Annotated in this window: 22 protein-coding genes and 1 pseudogene; 16 read left to right on the forward strand and 7 right to left on the reverse strand. The window is 62.3% G+C overall.

Annotated elements, in window-relative coordinates:
• Positions 1-19: 19 nt before the first annotated feature.
• Genes fhuB through AB8B33_RS34315 form a run of 3 tightly spaced genes read right to left on the reverse strand, consistent with a single transcriptional unit; the run spans position 20 to position 5,039 of the window.
• Positions 20-1,984 (reverse strand): Fe(3+)-hydroxamate ABC transporter permease FhuB, encoded by a 1,965-nt coding sequence (fhuB, locus tag AB8B33_RS34305; protein WP_439018790.1) that lies wholly within the window; start codon positions 1,982-1,984, stop codon positions 20-22.
• On the reverse strand, positions 1,984-2,901 hold the full coding sequence (locus tag AB8B33_RS34310; protein ID WP_439018791.1) for an iron-siderophore ABC transporter substrate-binding protein: 918 nt from the start codon (positions 2,899-2,901) through the stop codon (positions 1,984-1,986). The genes fhuB and AB8B33_RS34310 overlap by 1 nt, the downstream gene beginning before the upstream one ends.
• A complete protein-coding gene (locus AB8B33_RS34315; protein WP_439018792.1) occupies positions 2,895-5,039 on the reverse strand; it encodes a TonB-dependent siderophore receptor in 2,145 nt (714 codons plus the stop codon). Before AB8B33_RS34315 ends, AB8B33_RS34310 begins: the two co-directional genes overlap by 7 nt.
• Positions 5,040-5,184: 145 nt before the next feature.
• On the opposite strand from AB8B33_RS34315, the pseudogene AB8B33_RS34320 reads away from it, so the two are divergent.
• The 3 genes and pseudogenes from AB8B33_RS34320 to AB8B33_RS34330 form a co-directional block, all read left to right on the forward strand.
• Positions 5,185-6,081 (forward strand): annotated as a pseudogene (locus tag AB8B33_RS34320) (LysR substrate-binding domain-containing protein); the annotation flags it as partial.
• 250 nt (positions 6,082-6,331) lie between these two features.
• Entirely contained in the window at positions 6,332-6,577 is a 246-nt protein-coding gene (locus AB8B33_RS34325; protein ID WP_439018793.1) for a type II toxin-antitoxin system VapB family antitoxin, read from the forward strand.
• On the forward strand, positions 6,577-6,981 hold the full coding sequence (locus tag AB8B33_RS34330; protein WP_439018794.1) for a type II toxin-antitoxin system VapC family toxin: 405 nt from the start codon (positions 6,577-6,579) through the stop codon (positions 6,979-6,981). Before AB8B33_RS34325 ends, AB8B33_RS34330 begins: the two co-directional genes overlap by 1 nt.
• A 38-nt stretch (positions 6,982-7,019) precedes the next feature.
• On the opposite strand, the gene AB8B33_RS34335 is transcribed toward AB8B33_RS34330, so the two are convergent.
• Entirely contained in the window at positions 7,020-7,754 is a 735-nt protein-coding gene (locus AB8B33_RS34335) for a hypothetical protein (protein WP_439018795.1), read from the reverse strand.
• A 157-nt stretch (positions 7,755-7,911) separates the two neighbouring features.
• Positions 7,912-8,238 carry a hypothetical protein gene (locus AB8B33_RS34340; RefSeq protein WP_439018920.1) on the reverse strand — a complete coding sequence of 109 codons (327 nt, stop codon included), beginning with the start codon at positions 8,236-8,238 and terminating at the stop codon, positions 7,912-7,914.
• 304 nt (positions 8,239-8,542) lie between these two features.
• On the opposite strand from AB8B33_RS34340, the gene AB8B33_RS34345 reads away from it, so the two are divergent.
• From AB8B33_RS34345 to AB8B33_RS34365, 5 genes are read left to right on the forward strand one after another with little or no spacing between them, the layout of a single operon-like run.
• Positions 8,543-9,379 carry a metallophosphoesterase family protein gene (locus tag AB8B33_RS34345; protein ID WP_439018921.1) on the forward strand — a complete coding sequence of 279 codons (837 nt, stop codon included), beginning with the start codon at positions 8,543-8,545 and terminating at the stop codon, positions 9,377-9,379.
• Complete coding sequence (locus AB8B33_RS34350; RefSeq protein ID WP_439018796.1) at positions 9,376-10,539, forward strand: ABC transporter ATP-binding protein; 1,164 nt, start codon at positions 9,376-9,378, stop codon at positions 10,537-10,539. The genes AB8B33_RS34345 and AB8B33_RS34350 overlap by 4 nt, the downstream gene beginning before the upstream one ends.
• The gene (locus tag AB8B33_RS34355) at positions 10,532-11,458 is read left to right on the forward strand and encodes a carbohydrate ABC transporter permease (RefSeq protein ID WP_439018797.1); all 927 of its coding nucleotides are present in this window, start codon (positions 10,532-10,534) and stop codon (positions 11,456-11,458) included. Before AB8B33_RS34350 ends, AB8B33_RS34355 begins: the two co-directional genes overlap by 8 nt.
• Complete coding sequence (locus AB8B33_RS34360) at positions 11,455-12,294, forward strand: carbohydrate ABC transporter permease (RefSeq protein ID WP_113320261.1); 840 nt, start codon at positions 11,455-11,457, stop codon at positions 12,292-12,294. Before AB8B33_RS34355 ends, AB8B33_RS34360 begins: the two co-directional genes overlap by 4 nt.
• Before the next feature lie 25 nt (positions 12,295-12,319).
• The gene (locus tag AB8B33_RS34365) at positions 12,320-13,585 is read left to right on the forward strand and encodes an ABC transporter substrate-binding protein (protein ID WP_439018798.1); all 1,266 of its coding nucleotides are present in this window, start codon (positions 12,320-12,322) and stop codon (positions 13,583-13,585) included.
• Between the two features lie 21 nt (positions 13,586-13,606).
• Here AB8B33_RS34365 and AB8B33_RS34370 read toward each other — a convergent pair whose 3' ends face one another.
• Positions 13,607-14,647 (reverse strand): substrate-binding domain-containing protein, encoded by a 1,041-nt coding sequence (locus tag AB8B33_RS34370; RefSeq protein WP_439018799.1) that lies wholly within the window; start codon positions 14,645-14,647, stop codon positions 13,607-13,609.
• Positions 14,648-14,734: 87 nt separating this feature from the next.
• The gene (locus AB8B33_RS34375; RefSeq protein WP_439018800.1) at positions 14,735-15,652 is read right to left on the reverse strand and encodes a sterol desaturase family protein; all 918 of its coding nucleotides are present in this window, start codon (positions 15,650-15,652) and stop codon (positions 14,735-14,737) included.
• Between the two features lie 367 nt (positions 15,653-16,019).
• Between AB8B33_RS34375 and AB8B33_RS34380 the strand changes: the two genes are divergently transcribed.
• The 8 genes from AB8B33_RS34380 (at position 16,020) to AB8B33_RS34415 (ending at position 21,697) form a co-directional block, all read left to right on the forward strand.
• The gene (locus tag AB8B33_RS34380) at positions 16,020-16,292 is read left to right on the forward strand and encodes a hypothetical protein (RefSeq protein WP_439018801.1); all 273 of its coding nucleotides are present in this window, start codon (positions 16,020-16,022) and stop codon (positions 16,290-16,292) included.
• A gap of 175 nt (positions 16,293-16,467) precedes the next feature.
• On the forward strand, positions 16,468-16,725 hold the full coding sequence (locus AB8B33_RS34385; RefSeq protein ID WP_439018802.1) for a CrpP-related protein: 258 nt from the start codon (positions 16,468-16,470) through the stop codon (positions 16,723-16,725).
• A gap of 372 nt (positions 16,726-17,097) precedes the next feature.
• Positions 17,098-17,835, forward strand: a complete 738-nt coding sequence (locus AB8B33_RS34390; protein ID WP_439018803.1) for a dienelactone hydrolase family protein — start codon at positions 17,098-17,100, stop codon at positions 17,833-17,835.
• A 272-nt stretch (positions 17,836-18,107) separates the two neighbouring features.
• Positions 18,108-18,461, forward strand: a complete 354-nt coding sequence (locus tag AB8B33_RS34395) for a hypothetical protein (protein WP_439018804.1) — start codon at positions 18,108-18,110, stop codon at positions 18,459-18,461.
• Between the two features lie 302 nt (positions 18,462-18,763).
• On the forward strand, positions 18,764-19,537 hold the full coding sequence (locus tag AB8B33_RS34400) for a helix-turn-helix domain-containing protein (RefSeq protein ID WP_439018805.1): 774 nt from the start codon (positions 18,764-18,766) through the stop codon (positions 19,535-19,537).
• 113 nt (positions 19,538-19,650) lie between these two features.
• A complete protein-coding gene (locus tag AB8B33_RS34405) occupies positions 19,651-20,610 on the forward strand; it encodes an alpha/beta hydrolase (protein WP_439018806.1) in 960 nt (319 codons plus the stop codon).
• A 38-nt stretch (positions 20,611-20,648) separates the two neighbouring features.
• A complete protein-coding gene (locus AB8B33_RS34410; protein WP_439018807.1) occupies positions 20,649-21,176 on the forward strand; it encodes a nuclear transport factor 2 family protein in 528 nt (175 codons plus the stop codon).
• 29 nt (positions 21,177-21,205) lie between these two features.
• Positions 21,206-21,697 (forward strand): nuclear transport factor 2 family protein, encoded by a 492-nt coding sequence (locus AB8B33_RS34415; protein WP_439018808.1) that lies wholly within the window; start codon positions 21,206-21,208, stop codon positions 21,695-21,697.
• Positions 21,698-21,802 lie beyond the last annotated feature (105 nt).

Raw genomic sequence — 21,802 nt, forward strand, 5'->3', positions numbered from 1 at the left:
CCACTAGGAGGGGCTGCTCTCACGGCCTCTTGCCTATCATCCAAACAAGGTATGGCGCGCCGGCGAAGGCCGCAAAGAGACCGAGCGGCAGTTCATAGGGAAAAGTGACGGTGCGGGCGCCGAGATCGGCGATCACCATCAGCACGGCGCCGACGACGGCGGAGGCGAGCAGCCTGCTGCCGGCCTTTTCGAAGCCGGCACGGTGGGCGATGTGCGGGGCCATCAGGCCGACAAAGCTCAAGGGGCCGACAAGTAGCGAGGCAGCAGCGGTCGCAATGCCTGACGTCAGCACCATCAGCATGCGGGCGCCGACAAGCGGTAAGCCAAGCGCAAGCGCAGTGGGTGCCCCGAGTGGCAGGATCGTCAGCCATCGCGTGAAGATCAGGCCGACTATCAGGATGACAACGGTGAGGCCGGCGAGGAACACAGCCGCATCCGGCGTGGCGGCCGCAGCCGAGCCGGCGAGCCAGGAAAGGATCTGCCAGGCGCGCTGGTCGCCGACGGCAAGAAGCGCGCTCAGGATCGCCGACGAAAAGGCGCTGACGGAAATGCCTGCCAGCAGCAGGCGTTCGGGCGGCAGATGCCGGCGGGCGGCAAAGAGTGCCACGATGACAAGCACGACGATCGCGCCGCCGCCGGCGCCAAGAAAGAGGGCTGGCGCGCCGGCATTGGCGGAGAAGCTCAAGGCAACGGCATAACCGACGCCGGCCCCGCCGCTGACACCCAGCACCTCGGGGCTTGCCATCGGATTGCCGGTCAGGCGCTGCAGCATAGTGCCCGCCATGGCGAGCAGGCCGCCGGCAGCGGCCGATGCCACCAGACGTGGCCAGCGGGCGGGAAAGAGCTCCCAGAAGAGATCGCCGCGGAGCAACGTCCATCCGTCCGGCAGGCGCGCAACGCAAAGGGCTGCCCAGACGAGCGGCGGCAGCAGGCAGGAGATGAGGACGAGGCGCGACAGCGGCGCGCGGGAAACGACGACGCTATCGGGCGGCTGCGGCGGCTCGACGGCGCGCACCTGCGGCAGCAGCCAGAGCAATAGCGGCCCGCCGATCAACGCCGTCACCGATCCCGTCGGGAAGGTCTCGCCGGCCGAGGAGGCGACGAGCTGGACGACGCCATCGCAGAACCAGAGCAATAGCCCACCGGCAATAGGCGAGAGCAACAGGATGCTGCGCGTCGTGCGGATACCAAGCAGGCGCACGAGCGCCGGGGCGGCAAGGCCGACGAAGCTGACGAGGCCGACGGCGGCGGCAACGCCGGCACTCAGCGCCACGGCAAGGCTTGCAACGGCAATGCGCGTGCCGGCGAGTGCCACGCCGAGCGACCGCGCGCTGCTGTCGCCGAGGCCGAGCAGGGTGAGCGGGCGCAGCAACAGGAGGGTGATGGCGAGGCCGAGCAGCAGTTCGAGGCCGAGTGTTACCGTCGCCGACCAGTCCTGCTGGCTGAGCGAGCCGCCGTTCCAGGTCACCAGCGACATCAGATATTCGCCCTGCGAGAGCGTCATCGCCGCCGACAGCGCGCTGCAGGTAATGCCGACGAGCAGGCCGGAGACCACCATGGTGATGGGCTCGAAGCTGCGCCGCCAGCCGAGCAGGAAGACGGTGGCGGTTGCCGCGGCCGCACCGGCAAGCGCGACAAGCGCGCGGTAGCCATCGAGCACCTCGGGAAAGAACAGCGTGGCGGCGACGATCGCAAGCTGTGCGCCGGAGGAGACGCCGAGCGTCGAGGGATCGGCAATCGGGTTGCGCAGGAGGCGCTGCAAGAGGGCGCCGGCAAGCCCGAGGGCCGCCCCAGCCAGAATCGCAACCGCCCCGCGCGGCAGGACAGCATAGGCGAAAATGATCTGCTGCGTCGTCATTTGGCCGGCATCGAAGGGCAAGAACGGCCAGTCGGCAAAAGGCAGATGGCTGAGTGCCGCCGACAGGAAGAGGCCGGCGGAGGCGACAAAGGCGAAAAGCGCGGCGGCGAGTGCGGCTGGTCTCATCACGGCCTTTCCCCTGACGACAGCATCGCCGCCTTGAAAAGCCGCGTGAAGCGGGCGGCCGCCCAGATGCCGCCATAGGGATTGATATTGGAAAGCATCAGCACGCGGCCAGAGCGCACCGGCTGCAGCGATTGCCAGATCATGCTGTTCTTCAGGCCGTTGCGGGCTTCGACCGGGATATCGGAGATGATGACGATGCGCGCCTGAGGCTCTGCGGCGAGGTTTTCGATCGGCACCGGCGCGGCGAACGTATAACGGGAGCGGTCCGTCCAGGCATTCGGCAGGCCGAGCCGGGACAGGATATCGCCGAACATGCTGTCGGCGCCGAAGACGCGGACGTGCCTGCTATCACCGATATTGACGAGATAGGTCGGGCGCGCGGCAAAAGCCTGGAGGCTGAGGCGCGCCTCCTCGACAAGGGCTGCCTGTTCAGCCACGACTTCGCGGCCTTGCGCTTCGCGGCCAAGCTCCTTTGCGAGTGCCGAAACGGCATCCACCGCCTTCTGATAGGGCGGCTCGCCCCTGTTATAGAAGGGCAGCGACAGGACAGGCGCAATCGCCCGAAAGCTCGCCTCGAACCTGACATAGAAGGGCGAAATCAGAATGAGGTCCGGGCGCAGCAGGCGCAGGAGTTCGAGGTTCGGCGATCCGCGCAGGCCGAGATCGGCAACGCTCTCGTCCAGCACGGGCTCGACCGCGTCCTTGCGGAACTGCACGAGCTCGGTCGCGGCAACTGGCTTAATTCCGAGTGCCACCAGCGTTTCCAGCATGGCCCAGTCGATTGCCGCGATGCGCTTTGGCGCGGATTGGGGCGTTTCCGCAAAGGCCCTGCCGGGAATTGCGAAAGCCGCCAGCAGTGCAAGCACCCGCCGACGGCTGATGCCCCGTCCATATGCATCTCGAAATTCACTCACCATTGAAAGGTCAGCTTGCCCATCACCGTTCTGCCATCGCCGTAGGTGCAGCCGAAGGAGCTGCAGCTTGCAACATAGTCCTTGTCGGCAAGGTTCTTGAAGTTCAGCGAGGCAGTCACATTGTCCTTCTTGTAATGCACTGCTGCATCGAAGAGGGTCACGGCGTCAAGATCGAGCGTGTTCTTGGTATCGCCATAGCGCTGGCCGACATAGCGCACGCCACCGCCGAGACCGAAGCCTTCGAGCGCCGTATCCTCGGGGAAGGTGTAGTCGAGCCAGAGGCTGGCCGCATGCTCCGGCACATTGTCAGGGCGCTTGCCATCGTCGACACCGCCGACGATTTCGGCCTGCATGTAGGTGTAGGCGGCGCGCAGATCGAGCCCGTCGGTAAGGCTGGTAACGCCTTCCAGTTCGATGCCCTTGACCGCAACCTCGCCGATCTGCCCGGTCGCCGTGCCGCCGGACGGCAGCGCAAAGGTCGTCAGCACATTCTTCTGCGTAAGGTCGTAGGCGGCCAGGGTGAAGAAGCCATTCCAGCCCTCCGGCTGATATTTGACACCAACTTCTACCTGCTCGCCCGTCGTTGGCTGCAGAGGACCACCGGTCGCAGGCACCGGGACCGGTTCGAAGGAAGTGGCATAACTGATGTAAGGGGCGATGCCATTGTCGAAGACATAACTCAGGCCGGCGCGACCGGTCAGCTTCTGGTCGTCCTTGTCGAGTGAGCGCGACACACCCGTCAGTCGGTTCGTCGACGTTCCCTCGGTGCTGGCCCAGTCCTGGCGAAGGGCTGCCGTTGCGCGCCAGTTCCCATAGGCAAGCTCGTCCTGCACGTAGAGGCCGACCTGCGTCATCTGCGAATCGACATAGGTACTGAGCGTCGGGGCGATCAGCCTGACCGAACCGTAGACCGGATTGAAGGCATCGAGCGACGTGGCGCGCCAAAACTGCGTGCCGACATTGTTGCTGTAATAGCGATAGTCGAGACCAAACAGCATCTTGTGCTGGATCTCGCCGGTATCGAATTCCGCAAGCAGGTTGTTGTCGACGTTGAACGTGTTGAGAAGCTCGTCCTGGATGGTGGCGTTGCGGTTGATCGTCCGGCCGCCTGTAAGGCCTGCCGTCGACATGCCGAGCGCCTTATAGTTCCAATCGAAATTCTGATAGCGCAGGTTCTGGCGGAAGGTCCAGGTATCGTTCAGGCGCTGTTCCAGCTCATAGCCGAGATTGGTGAGCGTCCGGTCGGACGTATCGAAGCTCTTGTCGCCGACGAAGAAATCCCGCGACAGGCGGTTGGCGCCCGTCGCATTGAGCGTGAGCTGGGGCGGCAGACCGGATGGCGTGCTCGGATTATCATGCTGGATGCTGGTCAGGATCGTCAGCTTGGTGTCTTCATCCGGCTGCCAGGTCAGTGCCGGGGCGATGAAATAGCGGTCATTGTCGAGTTCGTCGACCTGCGCTGAGGCTGTCCTTGCAAGCCCCGTCAGACGGTAGGCGAAATCGGAATTGCCGGGCATGATGTCGCCAAAATCGAAATAGGTGCCGTAGGTATCATAGCTGCCGGCCTGCACGCCGACTTCACCGAAACGTTCGAAGACCGGCCGCTTGCTGATAAGATTGATCATGCCGCCCGGATTGCCCTGGCCATACATGACAGAAGCCGGGCCGCGCAGCACTTCGATGCGCTCGAGCTGATAGGGGTCGACCGGGGGCGCTCCTGCCGTGCGCATCATGCGCAACCCGTTCAGGAACTGCGCCTGGCGGCTGTCGAAACCGCGGATACGCGGCGAGTCGAAACGTGGGTCGGCGCCGTAGGGCTCGCCGACGACCCCGGGCACGTAATCGAGCGCCTGGCCGACGGTTTCGGCGTCCTGCGACTTCAGCTGGTCGGCCGTCAGCACCGAGATCGATTGCTGGGTTTCAATGAGCGGCGTGCCGGTCTTGGTCGCCGTAGCACTCGTCCTCGCAACGAAGCCCTGTACCGGCGCCGTCGGGTCCTCGTCCTTGGAGCCGCTGATGACGATCGGGGCGAGCGTCGTCGGATTGGCCTCTTGCGCGGTCGCCGGAAACAGCGGCGCCAGAAGCACGCTTGCCAGCGCTGTGGTCGAAGCAAATTTGAGGAGGTGAAGAGAACCAGTCATTGGGGGCTCGTTATATGCCGTAAAACTGGATTTTTCTAATCATGTTATTTTTCGAAGGTCCAATAAACACGGCTCGAATTTTTTATAAGTGTGGATTATGAAACTCACCCGTTGTCATAGATTTGAATTGTTCCAGGAGAGAAATTTGGCGCTGACCGACCCCGGCTTCGAACTCCGCCACCTGCGATATTTCGTGACCCTGGTCGAGGAGCGGAATTTCGAACGTGCGGCTGTCAGGCTCGGCATCGCCCAGCCGGGTCTCAGCCAGCAGATCAGGAGCCTCGAAAAGATTGTCGGCACGCCGCTGCTCGATCGGAGCCGGCGCGGCGTGCAGCTCACGCATTCGGGCGAGACGCTGTTTCAGGAGGCGCGCAAGGTGCTGGTACAGACCGAGGCGACGGTCGCCGCCATCAACCGCGCCGGGCGCGGCGAAAGCGGACGCATCTCGATCGGCTATGTCGCGTCCGCTGCCTATTCCGGCGCGGTCGTCGGCTCGATCAGGGACTTCATGCGCGACTATCCCTATGTCGAAGTCGAACTGCAGGAAATGGAGCTGCGCCAGCAGCTGCAGCGCATAGCCGACGGTCTGCTCGATTTCGGCTATATCCGCGCGCCGGCGCCAATACCGCCTGGCGTTTCCGTGCAGGTCGTGCTGCGCGAGCCGCTGGTTGCGATGGTTCCAAGCGACCATGAATTCGCGGAGCGACCCATCGATACACTCGCCCGGCTGGCGGCCGACATATTCATTACACCGCGGCAGCCGCCGGAAATCGGCTTTCACCGCAACACGCTGCAGGCCTGCCGGGAGGCGGGCTTCGAACCCTCCGTCAAGGCCATCGCACACGACTTCACCGAGATCGCCGCCCTCGTCGGCATCGGCACCGGTATCGCTCTCGTGCCGCAATCCATGAGCCGGGTGGAACTGCCCGATATCCACTACCGGCCACTTCAGAGCGTCACGGTGACGTCGGACGTGGCGATCGCCTACCGCAAGGGCGAAAGTTCGCCTGCCACCAAGGCTTTCATTGGCCAGCACCGACAGAAGATCAGCCCTCCGGCATCCGGCGAGACGATAGTCAAAGCGCCGGTGTCTGGCGAACCATCGGACACGACCTTGTCTGCATTGCGCCGTTCGCCCCTTGTCGGGTCCGAACTTGATCTGTCGAGAGCGGAAGAGGAAGGGCGTAAAGTCGATCTGTGACGCAGATCCATCTGTCATCCCGCTTCAAAGCTTGGAATGAAGAACAAGGTGATCTACATTATTTGCGAGAACTATCTACATGGAGCCGGCTATGGCCATCAACGTCAACAACACTGAGGCGGATGCGCTGACGCGGGAGTTCGCCACCATGGCCGGGGTCAGTATCACGGATGCGATTGTGATCGCCATGAAAGAGGCTATCGAGCGTCGCACCAGTAGCGAGAGCCCGGCCGAGACTGCAGCCCGGCTCAGGAAGAAGCATGGTATTTCCCTGACACCATCCTCCCGCAAGCCGCTTTCCCATGAGGTCTTTGATTCCCTATGGGGCGAAGGCTGATGTTCATCGACGCCTGCGCGATCATCGCCCTCTTGTCGGATGAACCGGAGGCCAAGCGGGTATCCGATGCGATCGCGGCGGCGCGCGACCCATTCACCTCTCCTGTCGCAATGCTCGAGGCAGCTTTGGGGCTCGCGCGACCCGACAAGTTTGGCTTGCCGCTTGATACAGTGGAAGCGCTGCTGATGGAATTTCTGGAGGCTCGTAGGATCGAGATCCGCGACCTTCCCCCGGCTCGTGAAACAACGCACCTCGCTCTTTCAGCTGCGCATCGATATCGCGCCGGCCGCAGAGGCCTTAACCTTGGCGACTGCCTCCACTACGCCTGTGCGAAATACTATGGCGTTCCTATTCTGGCGACGGATAACGAATTTCGTGAGACTGATATCGAAACCGTTCTGTAATTTTACGCCAACGCCGGCCCGCAAATCGTCAGGACAATTCATACAGGCTTCGGATCCGACGGTATTGATCGTCCATCCGCGCGTCTTTGGCTAACGACCAGATACCCTAGCGCACTGACGAAGATGGTAAGAAGTATCCATAGCTCGTTGACATATGTGATCCAATGTTCCCCGAGCCTGAGGCTCAGAACGCGATCCATCAGAAACATCAGGTCAGTGGTGGACCCCGGCGGCAAGCCCACGATCCAGCCGAATGATGCGACCATCGGGATGCAGATGACCGCGGAGATCATCGTCGAGACAAACGCGCTCACGCCCGCAAACCGCCAGGAGATCGTGAGCGCGCCGGCGCGGTTTTCATCCTCTCCTTTCCAGATGGACAGGAAGGTGATGAAGGCGAAGAAGAAGAGCAGCGTTACGGGAAATCTGAAGGAAAATATGCCAAGGGAAAAACCGACGGCCCAGAAATTGAACCCGGCAAGAAGAACATCATGGGCTGCGAGCAGCCACAGCACCGCGGCAGGCGTCCACAAGACGCTCAAGCCCGCACGCGCACATCGCCTCGCAATGAACGTCAGCATTGCGACGGCGTAGACAAATACCAGGATGATGCGGCCAAACAGGCCGAACACCAGAGCGACGGCGCCGCAGGTGTCGGCCGCGCAGGCGGTTGTCTTGACGGCAGCAAAGAGGAGAAGCGGAAAACCGCCGATGAGGGCAATCCACAGTGCGGTGAACACGCTGCTATATATCGCGAAGCTTTTGCGGGTCATGGTCTCTCCATCGTCAGCAGAAGCTTGCCAGACGGCGCTTAAGGACGCGAGAAGCCAATCGATAAAATGCTGCTGCTCGCTGCCCGGGATCGACGACAGGTCAATCGGCTGCGTGGCGGTGACTTCCGACGTGCGATCGCCTACTGTAAGCGCGGGCTCACTCGCATTCGAGCTGCGGCTGCCTGAAACTCGTCACATACCATTCGCTGCCGGAATTGCGGGTGTAGAAGGTGTAGAAACATTCCGTCCGCTCGACATGACCAGGCGTCTCCGTCACCTCGTAACGTTCGCCGCGGCGCGTCTGGCGTACCTCGCCGCTGGAACTGCCGGAGACCACCTGCGTCTTGTCCTTGCGCCATTGATAGGCCCGCTCACCAGGGCGCATCTCATAGAGATTGTCGGGCGGGCCGTAATCCAGCATGACGCTGCTGATCGGCACGCCGACATAGCTCTTCATGATCTGCGAGGCACAGGCTGCCAGCATGAACGTGGCCGCAAGCACGGGACAGCCGAGAAGAATTGGCCGCGGCCAACTCCGTTTCCCTGTCTTCATCGATCGGTCCTCTGCGCGTGGATTTATCCTCGCCAAGATGGATAGGGCCGATGGATTGCCGATACATTGCGGCTTTGGCGTCAGCCGCGATCCGCCCTTCATGACAATTACACGACACAATTGGAACAAGGGTGGAAACGCTTGTAACCCGCCTGACATTGGGGCGCTCTAAAGAGGCGGCATGAGCATTGCCTGCCGCCGGAAACTGCCGCGGGCCTTATTGGAGAGCGCCGGCATGAAGATCGTCCAGATCACCGACACGCATTTCAGCCCGTCGATACCGCATTTCAACGGCAACTGGCAGCCGCTTGCGGACTGGATCAACGGCAGCGGTGCGAATCTCGTCATCCATACCGGCGATCTTGCCGTCGATGGCGCCGACAAGGACGAGGATCTGACCTTCTGCATGGAGCTGATGCAGCAGGTGAAGATCCCGATGCTGATCGTCCCGGGCAATCACGATGTCGGCCATCTGCCGGGCTCCCTGCAGCCGGTCGATGCGACAAGGCTCAGCCGCTGGCGCAGCCTCGTCGGCCCCGATTACTGGCTGGAAGATGCCGGCAACTGGCGCCTCATCGGCCTCGACAGCCTGCTGATGGGCATGGAGAACGACGAGCAGGAAACGCAATTCGCATGGCTGGAAAAGGCGCTTGCCGAGCGCGGCGGCCGGCGCATCGCGATGTTTGCCCATAAGCCGCTCTTCGTCGATACGCCCGATGAAGGCGACACCGGCTACTGGAGCATCCGCCCGGCCCAGCGTCGGAGGCTTTACGATATGATCGCCGCCCATGATGTCGCGCTTTATGCCAGCGGCCACCTGCACTGGGCCTGGAAGGGCCGTTTCAACGACACGTCGCTCGTCTGGGGACCATCCGCCGCCTTCATCATCGGCACGATGGAGCGAGAGATGCCGGGCCAGAAGCTTGTTGGAGCCGTGCTTCACGACCTCGGCGACGACGTCATGAGCAAGATCGTCGCCGTTCCCGGCATGGTGGCGCATGTGCTCGACGATGTGGTCGCCGAAGTCTATCCGCACGAGGCCCACAAGGTGCAGAAGGAGCCGGCGCAATGAGCGCGCTGACACTTTCGGCCATTTCCAAATCCTATGGCGACAACGCCATTCTCAAGAACATCAGCCTTGATGTGCAGTCGGGCGAATTCATCGCCCTCGTTGGCCCCTCGGGCTGCGGCAAGAGCACGCTCCTGCGCATCCTTGCCGGCCTCGACCATGCCGACACCGGCGAGATCCTCATCGGCGGGCGAGAAATGTCCAATGTGGCGGCCGCAGACCGCAACATCGCCATGGTCTTCCAGTCCTACGCGCTCTATCCACATCTGACGGCCGGCCAGAATATCGCCGTTCCGCTTGCCATGCGGCGCTTAAGCCGCATTCAGCGTCTTCCCTTCCTTGGTCCTGTCCTGCCCGGCTACCGGGCCATTCGTTCGGGCATTTCCCGCGACGTGCAGGAAACCGCCAAAGCCCTGAAGATCGACCATCTGCTGGAGCGCAAGCCTGGCCAGATGTCTGGCGGCCAGCGGCAGCGCGTGGCGCTCGCCCGCGCCATGGTGCGCCATCCGAGCGTCTTCCTGATGGACGAACCGCTGTCGAACCTCGATGCCAATCTGCGCGTCCATGCACGCGGCGAAATCGTCGAATTACATCGCCGCGCCGGCGTGCCGACCGTCTATGTCACCCACGATCAGGCCGAGGCGCTCTCCATGGCCGACCGCGTCGCCGTGATGATCGGCGGCCAGCTTTTGCAGCTGGCGCCGCCGCAGGTCATCTATGACGATCCTGCTCATGTCGAGGTCGCCCGCTTCGTCGGCCAGCCGCGCATCAATCTCTTGCCGGCGCGCGCCGATGGCGGAACGATTGCTTTCGGCGATATCAGGCTCACGTTGGAAGAAGCCAATCCTGCCGGGTCCGACGTGACGATCGGCATCCGTCCGGAGTTCGTGCGGCTTGCGGCAGAGGGCCAGACCTCGCTTCCCGGCCGCATCGAGCGCATGGAATTCCTCGGCTCCGAGGTGATCCTGTTCTGCCGCCTCGATGCAATCGGCGAGGCCGTACTTGCCAAGCTTGCGCCTGCTGATGCCGCAGGCCTTTCTGCCGGCATGCCCGTCGCCCTCTCCTTTCAACCCGACAAGGCTATGGTCTTTGCACCCGACGGCCGCCGGCTGCGCACTGCCGCACTTTCCGCCGATACCAGCAGGGAGAAGGCACATGGCTAGCATTGCCGCAGGCGAGATCCGATCGGTCGCACCATCCGTCAGGCATGAGCGACGCGAGGCACAGACGGCCTGGCTGCTGACGCTGCCAGCGATTATCCTGATCGTCCTCTTCGTGCTGCTGCCGATCGTCGCCGTCGTCTTCCTCGGCTTTACCGATTTCGAACTCGGCGTCGGCAAGTTCCGTTTCGTCGGCTTCGATAACTATGCCGAGCTCTTTGCCGACCGCACCTTCCGCAAGTCGCTATGGAACACCACGGTCTATACGGCGATCGTGGCACCCGTCTCGATCCTGCTCGGCCTTGGTGTGGCCATGCTGATCGAGAGCGAGGGCTGGGGAAAGAGCTTCTTCCGCACTGCCTATTTGCTCCCCGTCGTCTCGCTGATCGTCGCCATGGCGACCGTCTGGCAATATCTCTTCCATCCGACGATCGGTCCGCTCAATGCGCTCATCGGTCTCGCCGGCCTGCCGAAGCCGAACTGGCTCGGCTCCTCGGCAACAGCACTTTACAGCCTCTCCATCATCGGTGTGTGGCAGACGGTTGGCTTCAACATGGTGCTGTTCCTCGCCGGGCTGACGGCGATCCCGCGAGAACTCTATGCCGCCGCCGAAATCGATGGCGCCAAATCCTCGCTCGACCGCTTTTTCCTCGTCACCTGGCCGATGCTCGGGCCGACGGCGCTTTTTGTGACCACGATCAGCATCATCAACGCCGTGAAGACCTTCGAGACGGTGAAGACGCTGACGGATGGCGGCCCCAATCACGCCTCCGAAGTCCTGCTTTTCACCATCTATCAGGAAGGATTCGTCTACATGAAGGTTGGCTATGCCTCGGCCATGACCGTGGTCTTCCTCGCCATCCTCGTGGTGATGATGTTCCTGCAATACCGCTTCCTCGACCGGCGGGTGCACTATTCATGAAGACGCGCTCCAGCTTCACTCCCGGCCGGCTCGTACGTCTGGCACTGCTCATACTCGGCGCGGTCATCTTCCTCGCGCCCTACATCTTCATGATATCGGCCGCCGGCAAGTCGCAGGACGACATCTTCACAGCCGCGCTCTCGCTGATCCCGACGCAGTTTTACTACGTGCAGAATTTTACCAAGGCGCTCGACAAGGTAGCGATGGGCACGCTCTTGTGGAACGGCGTAGTGGTCTGCGCGCTGATCTTCGTCTTCCAGGTGCTGGTCGCGATCCCCTGCGCCTATGCCATGGCGAAGCTGAAGTTCCGTGCCGGCCGCATGATGATGGTGCTCGTGCTGCTCGGCCTCTTGGTGCCGATCCATGCGACGGCGCTGCCGCTCTACGTCGCCTTCGACAGCCTGTCGCTGCTCAACGGCTATACGGCGCTGGTCGCTCCCTTCACCATCTCTGTCTTTGCGATCTTCCTGTTCCTGCAGTTCTTCCGCGCCATGCCGGACGACCTGATCCATGCTGCGCGTCTCGACGGCATGTCCGAGCTCGGCATCGTCTCACGCGTCATCGTGCCGAATGCCTGGCCGGCGGTCACGGCTTTCGCGATCTTTTCGGTCGTCGCCCATTGGAACGACCTCTACTGGCCGCTGATCGTCATCAGCAAGCCGGGTTACGCCACCCCGCCGCTCGGCCTGATGAACTTCCGCGCCGCGGAAGCCGGCGACGACTACGGCGCCCTGATGGCAGCTACCATCATCATCACTATTCCCCTCGTTGCAGCTTTTCTCTTCGCGCAGAAACGCTTCGTCGAGGGCATCACCATGACCGGTCTCAAAGGCTGACCGGCTGAACCCAGGAGAACGAGCGATGAAGCATTTCACCCAGTTCCTCGCAGCAGCGGCTCTGTCCGTGGCGGCGGCACTGCCGGCCCACGCCGAAACGACGCTGACGATCCATTACCCGATGCCGGGCTTCTTCAAAGACGTGATGGACACGATCTCGAAGAAGTTCATGGAAGAAAACCCTGATATCAAGATCCAGTTCGCCGCTCCCTCGGCGACCTATGAAGATGGTATCCAGCTGATCCTGCGCCAGGCCGGCACGTCTGAAATGCCCGACATCACGTTCATCGGCCTCAACCGCCTGCGCATGCTGAACGAGCGCAATGTCGCCATCGACATGACGCCGCTCGTCCAGAAGGAAGGCAACATGGCCGAGAAGGGCTTCTCGGACACGATCCTGAAGCTCGCCCAGGTCAACGGCAAGCAGGTGGGCCTTGCCTTCGCCACCTCCAACCCGATCATGTATTACAATGCCGATCTCGTGAAGGCAGCCGGCGGCAATCCCGACACCCCGCCGAAGACCTGGGACGAAGTCATCGCGCTCGCCGGCAAGATCAAGGCGCTCGGTAACGGCGTCGACGGCATGGACTTCCGCTGGCAGGGCGACGATTGGATGTTCTCCGCCCTGCTCTTCGGTGCCGGCGGCAAGATGCTGAGCGATGACGAGCAGAAGGTGGCCTTCAACGGTCCGGAAGGCCAGAAAGCCGTCGAACTAATCAGCCGCTTCGTCAAGGAAGGCGGCATGCCGGTCTTCACCAAGGCAGCCGGCGAACAGGCCTTCGCAGCCGGCAAGGTCGGCTTCGAATTCCAGACAACAGGCGCGCTCGTCAACACGATCAAGAATGTCGGCACCAAGTTCGATCTGCGTACCGCCCAGATCCCGCTGATCGATCCGGACAAGGGCCATCTGCCGACCGGCGGCAACGCCGTCGTCATCCTCGCCAAGGATGCCGCCAAGCAGGACGCCGCCTGGAAGTTCGCCAAGTTCGCAGCTGGCCCCTATGGCGCCTCCGTCGTCGTTCCCGGCACCGGCTACGTGCCGAACAACGAGCTTGCCGCCAAGTCCGCCGAATATCTCGGCGACTTCTACAAGAAGAACCCGCTCTTCCAGGCAGGCCTCAGCCAGATGCCGCGCATGATCCCCTGGTACGCCTTCCCCGGCACCAATGGCGTCAAGGTCACGCAGACGATCGTCGACAACCTGTCGCGCATCGTCGATGGCTCGGCCGAGCCGAAGGAGGCCCTCGATGACGCAGCCTCCGACGTCGAAGGCATGCTGCCGCGCAGCTAAATCTCGCCGTTAAGTCGCGGCTCAAGCCGCCCGCGGTCTCGATCCGGAACCGCCGCATCCTGCAGGTGCGGCGGTTTCTTCGTTTTGGAGGTTTCGCACCGTGCCGCCTGGGCGCAAGGCATGCGACAATTCCAGGTGTCTCAATGGCGCATCATTCTCGACGATATCGAGCAGCAGCGACGCTGCCGTCGCGCCCATGCTGAGATCGGGCATTTCGATCGAGGTCAGCGTCGGATTGATGAGCTTGCCGATGGCGATGCCGTCGAAGCCGGCGACCGAGATATCGTCGGGAACACGCAAGCCCTCGCGATGGATGGCGCCGATGACGCCAAGCGCGATCAGATCGTTCGAGCCGATGATGGCGGTCGGGGCAAATGTCCGCAAGGCCTGGCCGAGATCCATTTGGTCGTAGCCGATGACGAAGGGCACCTCTACGGCCTCGAGCGGGGCCACGCCCGCTGCCTCCATCGTCTGCAGATAGCCGCGGTAGCGCAAAAGCGCACGGTCTGAACCCCTGAAGCTGCCCGAGACATAGAGGATGCGCCGGTGGCCCATGGATAAGAGATGTTCGGTCAGCCGGCAGCCAGCCGCATAATTGTTGACGGTAACGGCAGCCGGATATCGGATGGTCGGAGAGCTGCCAAGCAGCACTGTGGGCGGCAGGTCCTGCGCCAATGCCGGGCTTGTCTCACCATCACAGACCGTTAGGATCAGCCCGGTCGGCCGCTCGCCGAGCAGCCCCGCCACGGCATTGGCCTCCTGGTCGGGATCGTAATTCGACTGGGCGATGAGAACGCTGTGGCCGGCAACCAGCATGCGGTTCTGGATGCCCGAGAGGGACGAAGCGAAAACCGGATTGGTCACGCTCGGCACCAGCACGCCGATAACGGGCCGGCGGCCGCTGCGGGCAGACGGCGCGGCAGCCCGATAGCCGACTTCGGCTGCAGCACGGCGCACGCGAAGTGCCGCCGCCTGGCTGACGGGACCGCTGAGGTTCAGCACGCGGCTTGCCGTCGCCATCGAACATCCGGCCCTCAGCGCAACCTGTTTCAACGTCGTCATCGCCGCCCTGTCCGTCTCCGTCGAGGTTTGGCAGGCTCTTACGGGCAGATTGTCATGAAATGATGACGGCAAAGACCGTTTTCGGTCTCAGCCGCGTTTGGGTTGACGGCCGAGGATCTGGCGCACGCCATCCTTGGTGAAGGGCTGCGCCAGTTGGCTGACGAAGCCGGGGGCGATCTGGCCCTTGATGCCGATATCGGTCGAGGATGGGCGGTCGGGATTGAAATAGGTGCCGAACAGCTGGTCGAACAGCACGACATTCTCACCGTAATTGGTATTACCTTCGCGCAGATCCTTCGAATGGTGCCAGCGGTGAAGCCGGGGTGTGCTGAAGACGAAATCGAAAAGGCCCGTCCGCATGTCGACGTTGCAATGGGTCAGGATGCCGATGAAGGCCGTGACGGCGCCGAGCCACCAGAAGACCGGCAGCGGGGCGCCGAGCAGGTAGAGGGGGATCTGGCTCAACGCTATCTTGAACAGGGAATCGATGACGTGGAAACGGCCGGTATTGATGACCCAGAGGCGGGTGACGCTGTGGTGCAGCGCATGGAAGCGCCAGAAGAACAGCCGTTCATGGGCGATGCGGTGCGCCCAGTAGAGGCCGAACTCGGCGATGACGACGGCGAGGGCCGCCTGGAAGATCATCGGCCAGGATGATGGCCAGAGACTGAACTGCATGGCGGCGAGCGGCTGCAGCAGGCCGGCGGCGAGCATCGGAAAGATCGCTGCCGAGAGTGCTGCCAGCTGCACCAGCCCCTTGGTCAGAACGGTGTGGGCGATATCGTTGGCCGTTTCGCCATCCGCCTCGAGCCAGCGCTGCTCATAGGGAATGGTGCGTTCGAGCAGGAAGAGAAGCAGGACCTCGCCCGCATAGACGGCCGAAAAGGCGACCATCGGCCGATCGCCGGCGAAGGCGAAATGGGCGCCTGTCAGGCCGGAGAAAAACACCAGTGGCCATGACAGATGAGCAAGAATATGTCTTGCGGCGGCAGCGGCTTTCGACATCGATTTCAGATCCCCTCAGTCACTCATCGCGTTTCATGCGTCGTCTGTCACGCCAGTCGAACGGATCCCCTGAGGGGATCGGCAGCCCGTTACCGGCCAGTCGGGTCGGGTTCCCATCCCGTATCCCTGGCTGCCGCCTGCTGAGCAACGAGCAAAATCGAACAGATCACAATGATCGCCATTCGCATAGCCACGCGCCTTTGTCATCCCGAGTTCGAATATAAACTTCCACGAGCTGCACTACGTCGTTTTGAGGTGGCGAACCAACCGACTGCCGAATTGATTGATGTTAACCTTTGATTAACCATGGCTCCCTAGCCTTCAGGAGACGCAGCAGCACTCTCCCGTAACTTTGTAGGAGGCCAAAATGTCGCTCGTAACTGTGCCCGGTAAAATCCGCCTTTGTGGCACTCACGCTGTTCTCGTCATGGCGGAAGGCAGCCTGCATCAGGCCGTATGCATCGCAGGCGATGCTCTTCCTTCTTCTGCTGGTGATATGATCCAGGGTCTCATCGAGAGGCTAGACTTCTACGAATGTATCGCTGACCGCAAGTTCATGGACGGTGAACTAGCCTATGACGGGCGCGTCTGGATTACCTCATCGGACATCGATCCGTTGGCGCCGCAAAATCGGCTTTGACGACCGCCGGGGCTCGCAAAGAACGCTGATGGCCTGCACGCCAGTCAGCGCTGGCTTGCTCATTCGATCAGATTGCCGTTCCGCAGCCAGATCTTCGCGGATTAACTCATTAATTAGCAATTACTTGCGTTAGTATTCGATGATGTTAGCCTCGTCGTATCGTTGAGGATTAAGTATGACGATTGAAGAGTTGATCGATTTGCAGGAAGCAGGCTCACGGGCTCGAGTGCTCGGATTGAAGGCGTACGAGAACCCGTATCTCGAAGCGCACAGGATGCCCACTGGTGATACCGGCGCTCTCGGCGATTGGCTTGCGCGACACGACGCGTGGAAATTCGGTTGGGAAGCGGAAGACGCCAGTCGCGAGGGCCGAATTTCCACTCACTTCAAGGAACTGATCTCGCTTTCCAAACGGCCTGCGCTCGACGCATGATCCGGTTGCGGTTCACGCACCAACGGCCCGTTCGGTCCTCCTTTGAGCACCATCGCGCAGTATCGGACTTCACTCGACAGTTCGAAATCATCGGCCTGGAGCATCGGGGCCCGAAATCGGAATCGATTTTTGGAAAGTGTGATACGTCGATTCAAAGAGTTGGAGTGCCGGTTGGCCTGACGGCAGCCTGATGCGCTGGACGATCCGCTTGACCGGAAAATCGCTGTGAGCCCGAGGGCCGGATACGACCGTCAGATAAACGCGAGCGAAGATCTGCCGCCACACATTCGTGTCTTGAGACTGTCGCCCGCCTTTGCCAGATTGGCGGCAGCGGCCGTAAAGTCGCTTCAATAATATCAAAGGGATTGGTCGATGAAACGCGATATTGAAATCACGACGGCTGACGGCGTTGCCAGGGCGTCGATTTTCCGCCCCGCCGGCAGCGAGGGCAAGGTTCTGCCAGGCGTTCTCTACTATATGGATGCGCTCGGACCGCGCGAGGCCATCGACATCATGGGCGAGCGTCTCGCGAATGCCGGCTATGTCGTGCTTGCACCCGATCTCTTCTACCGTTTCGGCTCATACGGCCCGTTCGACGGATCCTCCTTCGGTAACGAGGCCTCGCGCGCCGAGATCATGAAGATGATCCGCGAGACGACGCAGGAAATGACGAAGCGCGACAGCGCAGCCTTCCTCGACACGCTTGAGGCCGAAGGCGTTTCCGGTCCGGTCGGCACCGTCGGTTATTGCATGGGCGGCGGCCGGGCGCTGACGGCAGCGGCCACTTATGCCGACAGGATCGCGGCAGCGGCAAGTTTCCACGGCGGCAATCTGGCAAGCGAGGCGCCCGACAGCCCGCATCGCCTCGCCGGCGACATCAAGGCGCGCGTCTATGTCGGCGTTGCCGGCGTCGACGGCAGCTTCCCGCCCGAACAGTCAGCGCGGCTTGCCGAGGCGCTCCGCACGGGCGGCGTCGACCACATTATCGAGAACTATATCGGCATGTCGCATGGCTGGACCGTTCCCGATCGCGGCGAGACCTACAGCGAAAAGGGTTCTGAGCGGCACTGGAAGCGCCTGCTCGAACTTTTTGCAGAAACGCTGAGCTGAGATCAGCGGATGCGGCCCGCCCGGCCTCGGGCGGGGTCTGAGATCACTGCGACCTGCCATACAGTATCCAGACTTTGCTGGCGCGATCATGCCGGCCACCTGCAGTGCCCTACAGAACGACGCGCCGTTGCACCGAAGCAGGAAAGAAACATTAACCCGTTGTATTTACAGAGAGAATTATCTCGCCGCGTGGCGGCAATACTCTTGGCCATCAGTTTGCCACGATGTGCCCTACCCTCCGCAGGCGTGTGCCCCAAACGAGAATTGGATTGATGATCAACTTCACGAAATCTGCCATCGGCATTCTGCTTGCCTTTGGCACCGTTGCCTCCACGTCGAGCATCGCGTCTGCGCAATATTACGATGGTTACGACAGAGGCCCGCCGCCCCGTTTTGAACCTGACAGGGATTGGGGCAGGCCTCCCCCGCCGCCGCCCGGTTGGGGTCGGCCGCCGCGCGGTGGCTGTGACCCCCGATGGGCAGAGGACAAGGCGCGTGATTTCGGCTTCCGCCGCGCTCGCGTCGTCGACGTCACGCCCCGGCGTGTGATCGTTCAGGGCTGGACACGACGAGGTCCCGGCGAGATCAGCTTTGCCAATGTCCGCGGCTGCCCCGCGCTCCGGTAACGGCTTCCGGCCGATATGAAACGCCCTCGGTCGGGAAACCGGACCGAGGGCCTGCGGACGAATTCTGTGCCCGGAGTTAAGCTGATAGCTTATAACGGCCATGACTTGTCCCCGCGTTTACATCCAGCGCGAGGCTCCGCCGATTTTTCATCAATCACGAGGATGGAGAATATCTCGTCGAGCCGCATCAACGTCCACCCGCCAAACATACGGTTGGACTTCTGACGAAGCCGTGAACGGACCGTCATCCGATTGAATTTCACGCTGTCCGGCCTAACATCAGCTCTATGAGCGGATTGCGGGTGCGCACAGCGCAAAAGCGACTGATGGCCGAAAGCTTCAATGTGCCGCCTGGAGGCGGCGCATTCGTCCTGCCGCGCCTGGCGGTCGGCCTGTTCCTCACCGATCAGCCGGGCCACCGCATCGCCGTCGGATCGGACAGGCGAAAGCCCGTTCCGCTTGTCGCGGGCGAAGGCTGGATCCTGCCGGCAGGCGCATCCGGGATCTGCGAATATGATGCCGCCCTCTCCTATCTGAAACTCGAATTGCCGGATGTATTGCTTGTCGATGTCGGCTTCGACCGGGCAAGGGATGCAGGCCCGGTCGTCGGCCGCATCGATCCGCTGCTCGCAGAGTTGGCGCGCCAGGCGGTCTCGACAGCCGCGGAACCGGCATCGCTCTATCGCGAGACGATGGAGCTCGCGCTTGCCGCCCATCTTGCGCATCTGCTGTCGCCGCGCACGGATGGGGCGGCAACGATCGATGACCGGCGCCTGAAGCGCGCCGTCAGCTATATCCATGACAATATCGCCGAAGATCTGTCGCTGGACGAGATGGCTGCCGAGGCGGCGATCAGCCGCTTTCATTTCGTGCGCTCTTTTCGGAAGGCTTTCGGCATATCGCCTTACCAATATGTCATCCACGAAAGGATGGAGCGTGCCAAAATCCTCCTGAAGACGACGCGGCTACCAGTAGCGGAGGTCGCAGCCCGCGTTGGATACGACGACATCTCCCGCTTCGGCCGGCATTTCCGACGTCATGCCGGTGTCACACCGGCCGCCTTCCGCATGGATTGACCGCCACAAAGAGCAAGAAACACCTATCGGTCGCCAAGATTGGCTCCGGCGGCTGGTGCTCATCCCTGCCAAATTTCCTTCGACCCTAATGAGGAGCGGATGGAGAATTTGCGATGAGACGCCTTGCTCTTTCGACGATCGGTGCGGCCCTGATGAGCGCGAACGCCTTTGCCGCCGATATTCAGACGCGGCAGGTCTCCTTCGAGAATGAGGGAACGACACTCGCCGCCACGCTCTACCTGCCGGCCGATTTCCGACCCGGAGAGAAGCGCCCCGGCGTGCTGGTCACCGGTGCCTGGACATCGATCAAGGAGCAGATGTCGGGCCTCTACGCCCGCGAGATGGCCGAGCGCGGCTTCGTGGCGCTCGCCTTCGATTTCCGCGGCTGGGGACAATCGGGTGGGAATATCCGCTTCAAGGAAGACCCGACCGCCAAGACCGAAGATATTTCAGCCGCCGCCGACTACCTGGCCAGCCTGCCGGAGATCGATGCGTCCAGGATCGCCGGTCTCGGCATTTGTGCATCGGCCGGCTATATGGCGGCGGCCGCGACCGGGAACGCCCGTTTCCGGAGCGTGTCGCTGGTCGCCCCCTGGCTGCACAATGGCGGCATTGTCGAGCAGGTCTATGGCGGCAAGGATGGCGTCGACAGGCTGATCGCGCTGTCACGCCGGGCCGAAGAGGCCGAACGGAACGGCACGCCGCAGCTCATCACGGCCGCCAGCTTGACGGACGAGACGGCGCTCATGTACCAGATCCCTTATTACACCGAGACCGGCCGCGGGCTGATCCGCGAATATGACAACCGGTTCAACCTCGCCTCCTGGGAGCCGTGGTTGACCTATGATTCCGTCGCGCTCGGCAGCCGCCTCGACAAGCCGCTGCTGATCGTTCATTCGGAGGCGGCCGCCGTGCCGCAGGGCGCCCATGCCTTCTTCTCGCTGCTAACGGCTGACGCCTCCGAGCTCTGGCTCGACAATGTCAGCCAGTTCGATTTCTACGACAATCCGGAGGATGTCTCGCGTGCTGCCGATGCCGCGGCCCAGCATTTCCGGCGCTTCAACAAGCCCTGACCCGACCGTCCTCAAGCCTGCCCTTCAAGGAGAGACCGATGAAACGCCTGACCCTGATGGCGGCGATCTGCGCCCCCTTTGCCTGCCCGGATATAGCGGGCGCCGAGCCGATCGGCATCGACGACCGCATGGCCATCATCGACACGATCACCGACATCGCCGCCGGCGTCGACCGGCACCAGTGGAGCCGTGTGCGCGGCGCTTTCGCCGACCAGGTGACGCTCGATTATACCGGCCTCTGGGGTGGGCAAGCGACAAGCCAGAGCGCCGACGAGATCGTTGCCCAATGGTCGGGCTTCCTGCCGGGCTTCGACCGGACGCTGCATCTTGTCGCCAATCACGCGATCGTCGCGGCGGGCGATAGGGCGGCGACAGCCGAGGCCGATTTCCAGGCCGTTCATCGCATTGATGCCGATAGCTGGACGCTGATGGGCCACTATCGGTACGAACTCGCCAAACGCGACGGCGCCTGGAAGGTCACGCGGCTGGTGATGACGCCGACGCATGAGACCGGCGACCGCAGCCTGGTGAACCGTGCCGCGGAACGTGCCAAGGCGTCCCGCTGAGCAATCCCTCTCGACCCAAGGAGATCGACATGCGTATTTCACAGGCTCTCACCATCTCGCTCGCGCTGTTCTCCGCGGGCGCGTCCATGGCCGCCAGTCCCGATGAGAACAAGCAGGTGGTTGCCGATTATTACGCCGCCTATGCGAGCGGCGACATGAACCGTGTCGCCGGCTTCTTCGCCGATGATATCGAATGGCACATTCCCGGCCATCATCCGCTTGCCGGCACCAAACGCGGCAGGAACGAAGTCGCCGCCTTCTTCCGGGAACTCGGCAAGTCCGGCTTCCGCGCCGAACTCATCGCGCTTATGGCTGACGAGAACTGGGTGGTCGACATGCATCGGGGCTGGTCCAACCGCGAAGGCGCGGCCAATGTCGATACGATCTGGGTGCTCGCCTTCCGCATTGAGGACGGCAAGATCCGAGAAGCCCGCAACTTCGCCTTCGACCAGGCCGCCGCCGACATCTTCTTCTGGCAAGCCTATCCGCTGAAGCCGCTGCCGGAGAGGCTGGTGGAGTAAGACGGGCAAAGGGCAGGCTTACCCACGGTCATGCCGTCGAGGGGACTGCAGCGCGGTCCGCCGCCACGCCCGGCCTGCCCTTTGCGGATCAAAAAGAACCTGTCC

Source organism: Rhizobium sp. 768_B6_N1_8, from assembly GCF_051811225.1.
In the GTDB taxonomy this organism is placed as follows: Bacteria; Pseudomonadota; Alphaproteobacteria; order Rhizobiales; family Rhizobiaceae; genus Rhizobium.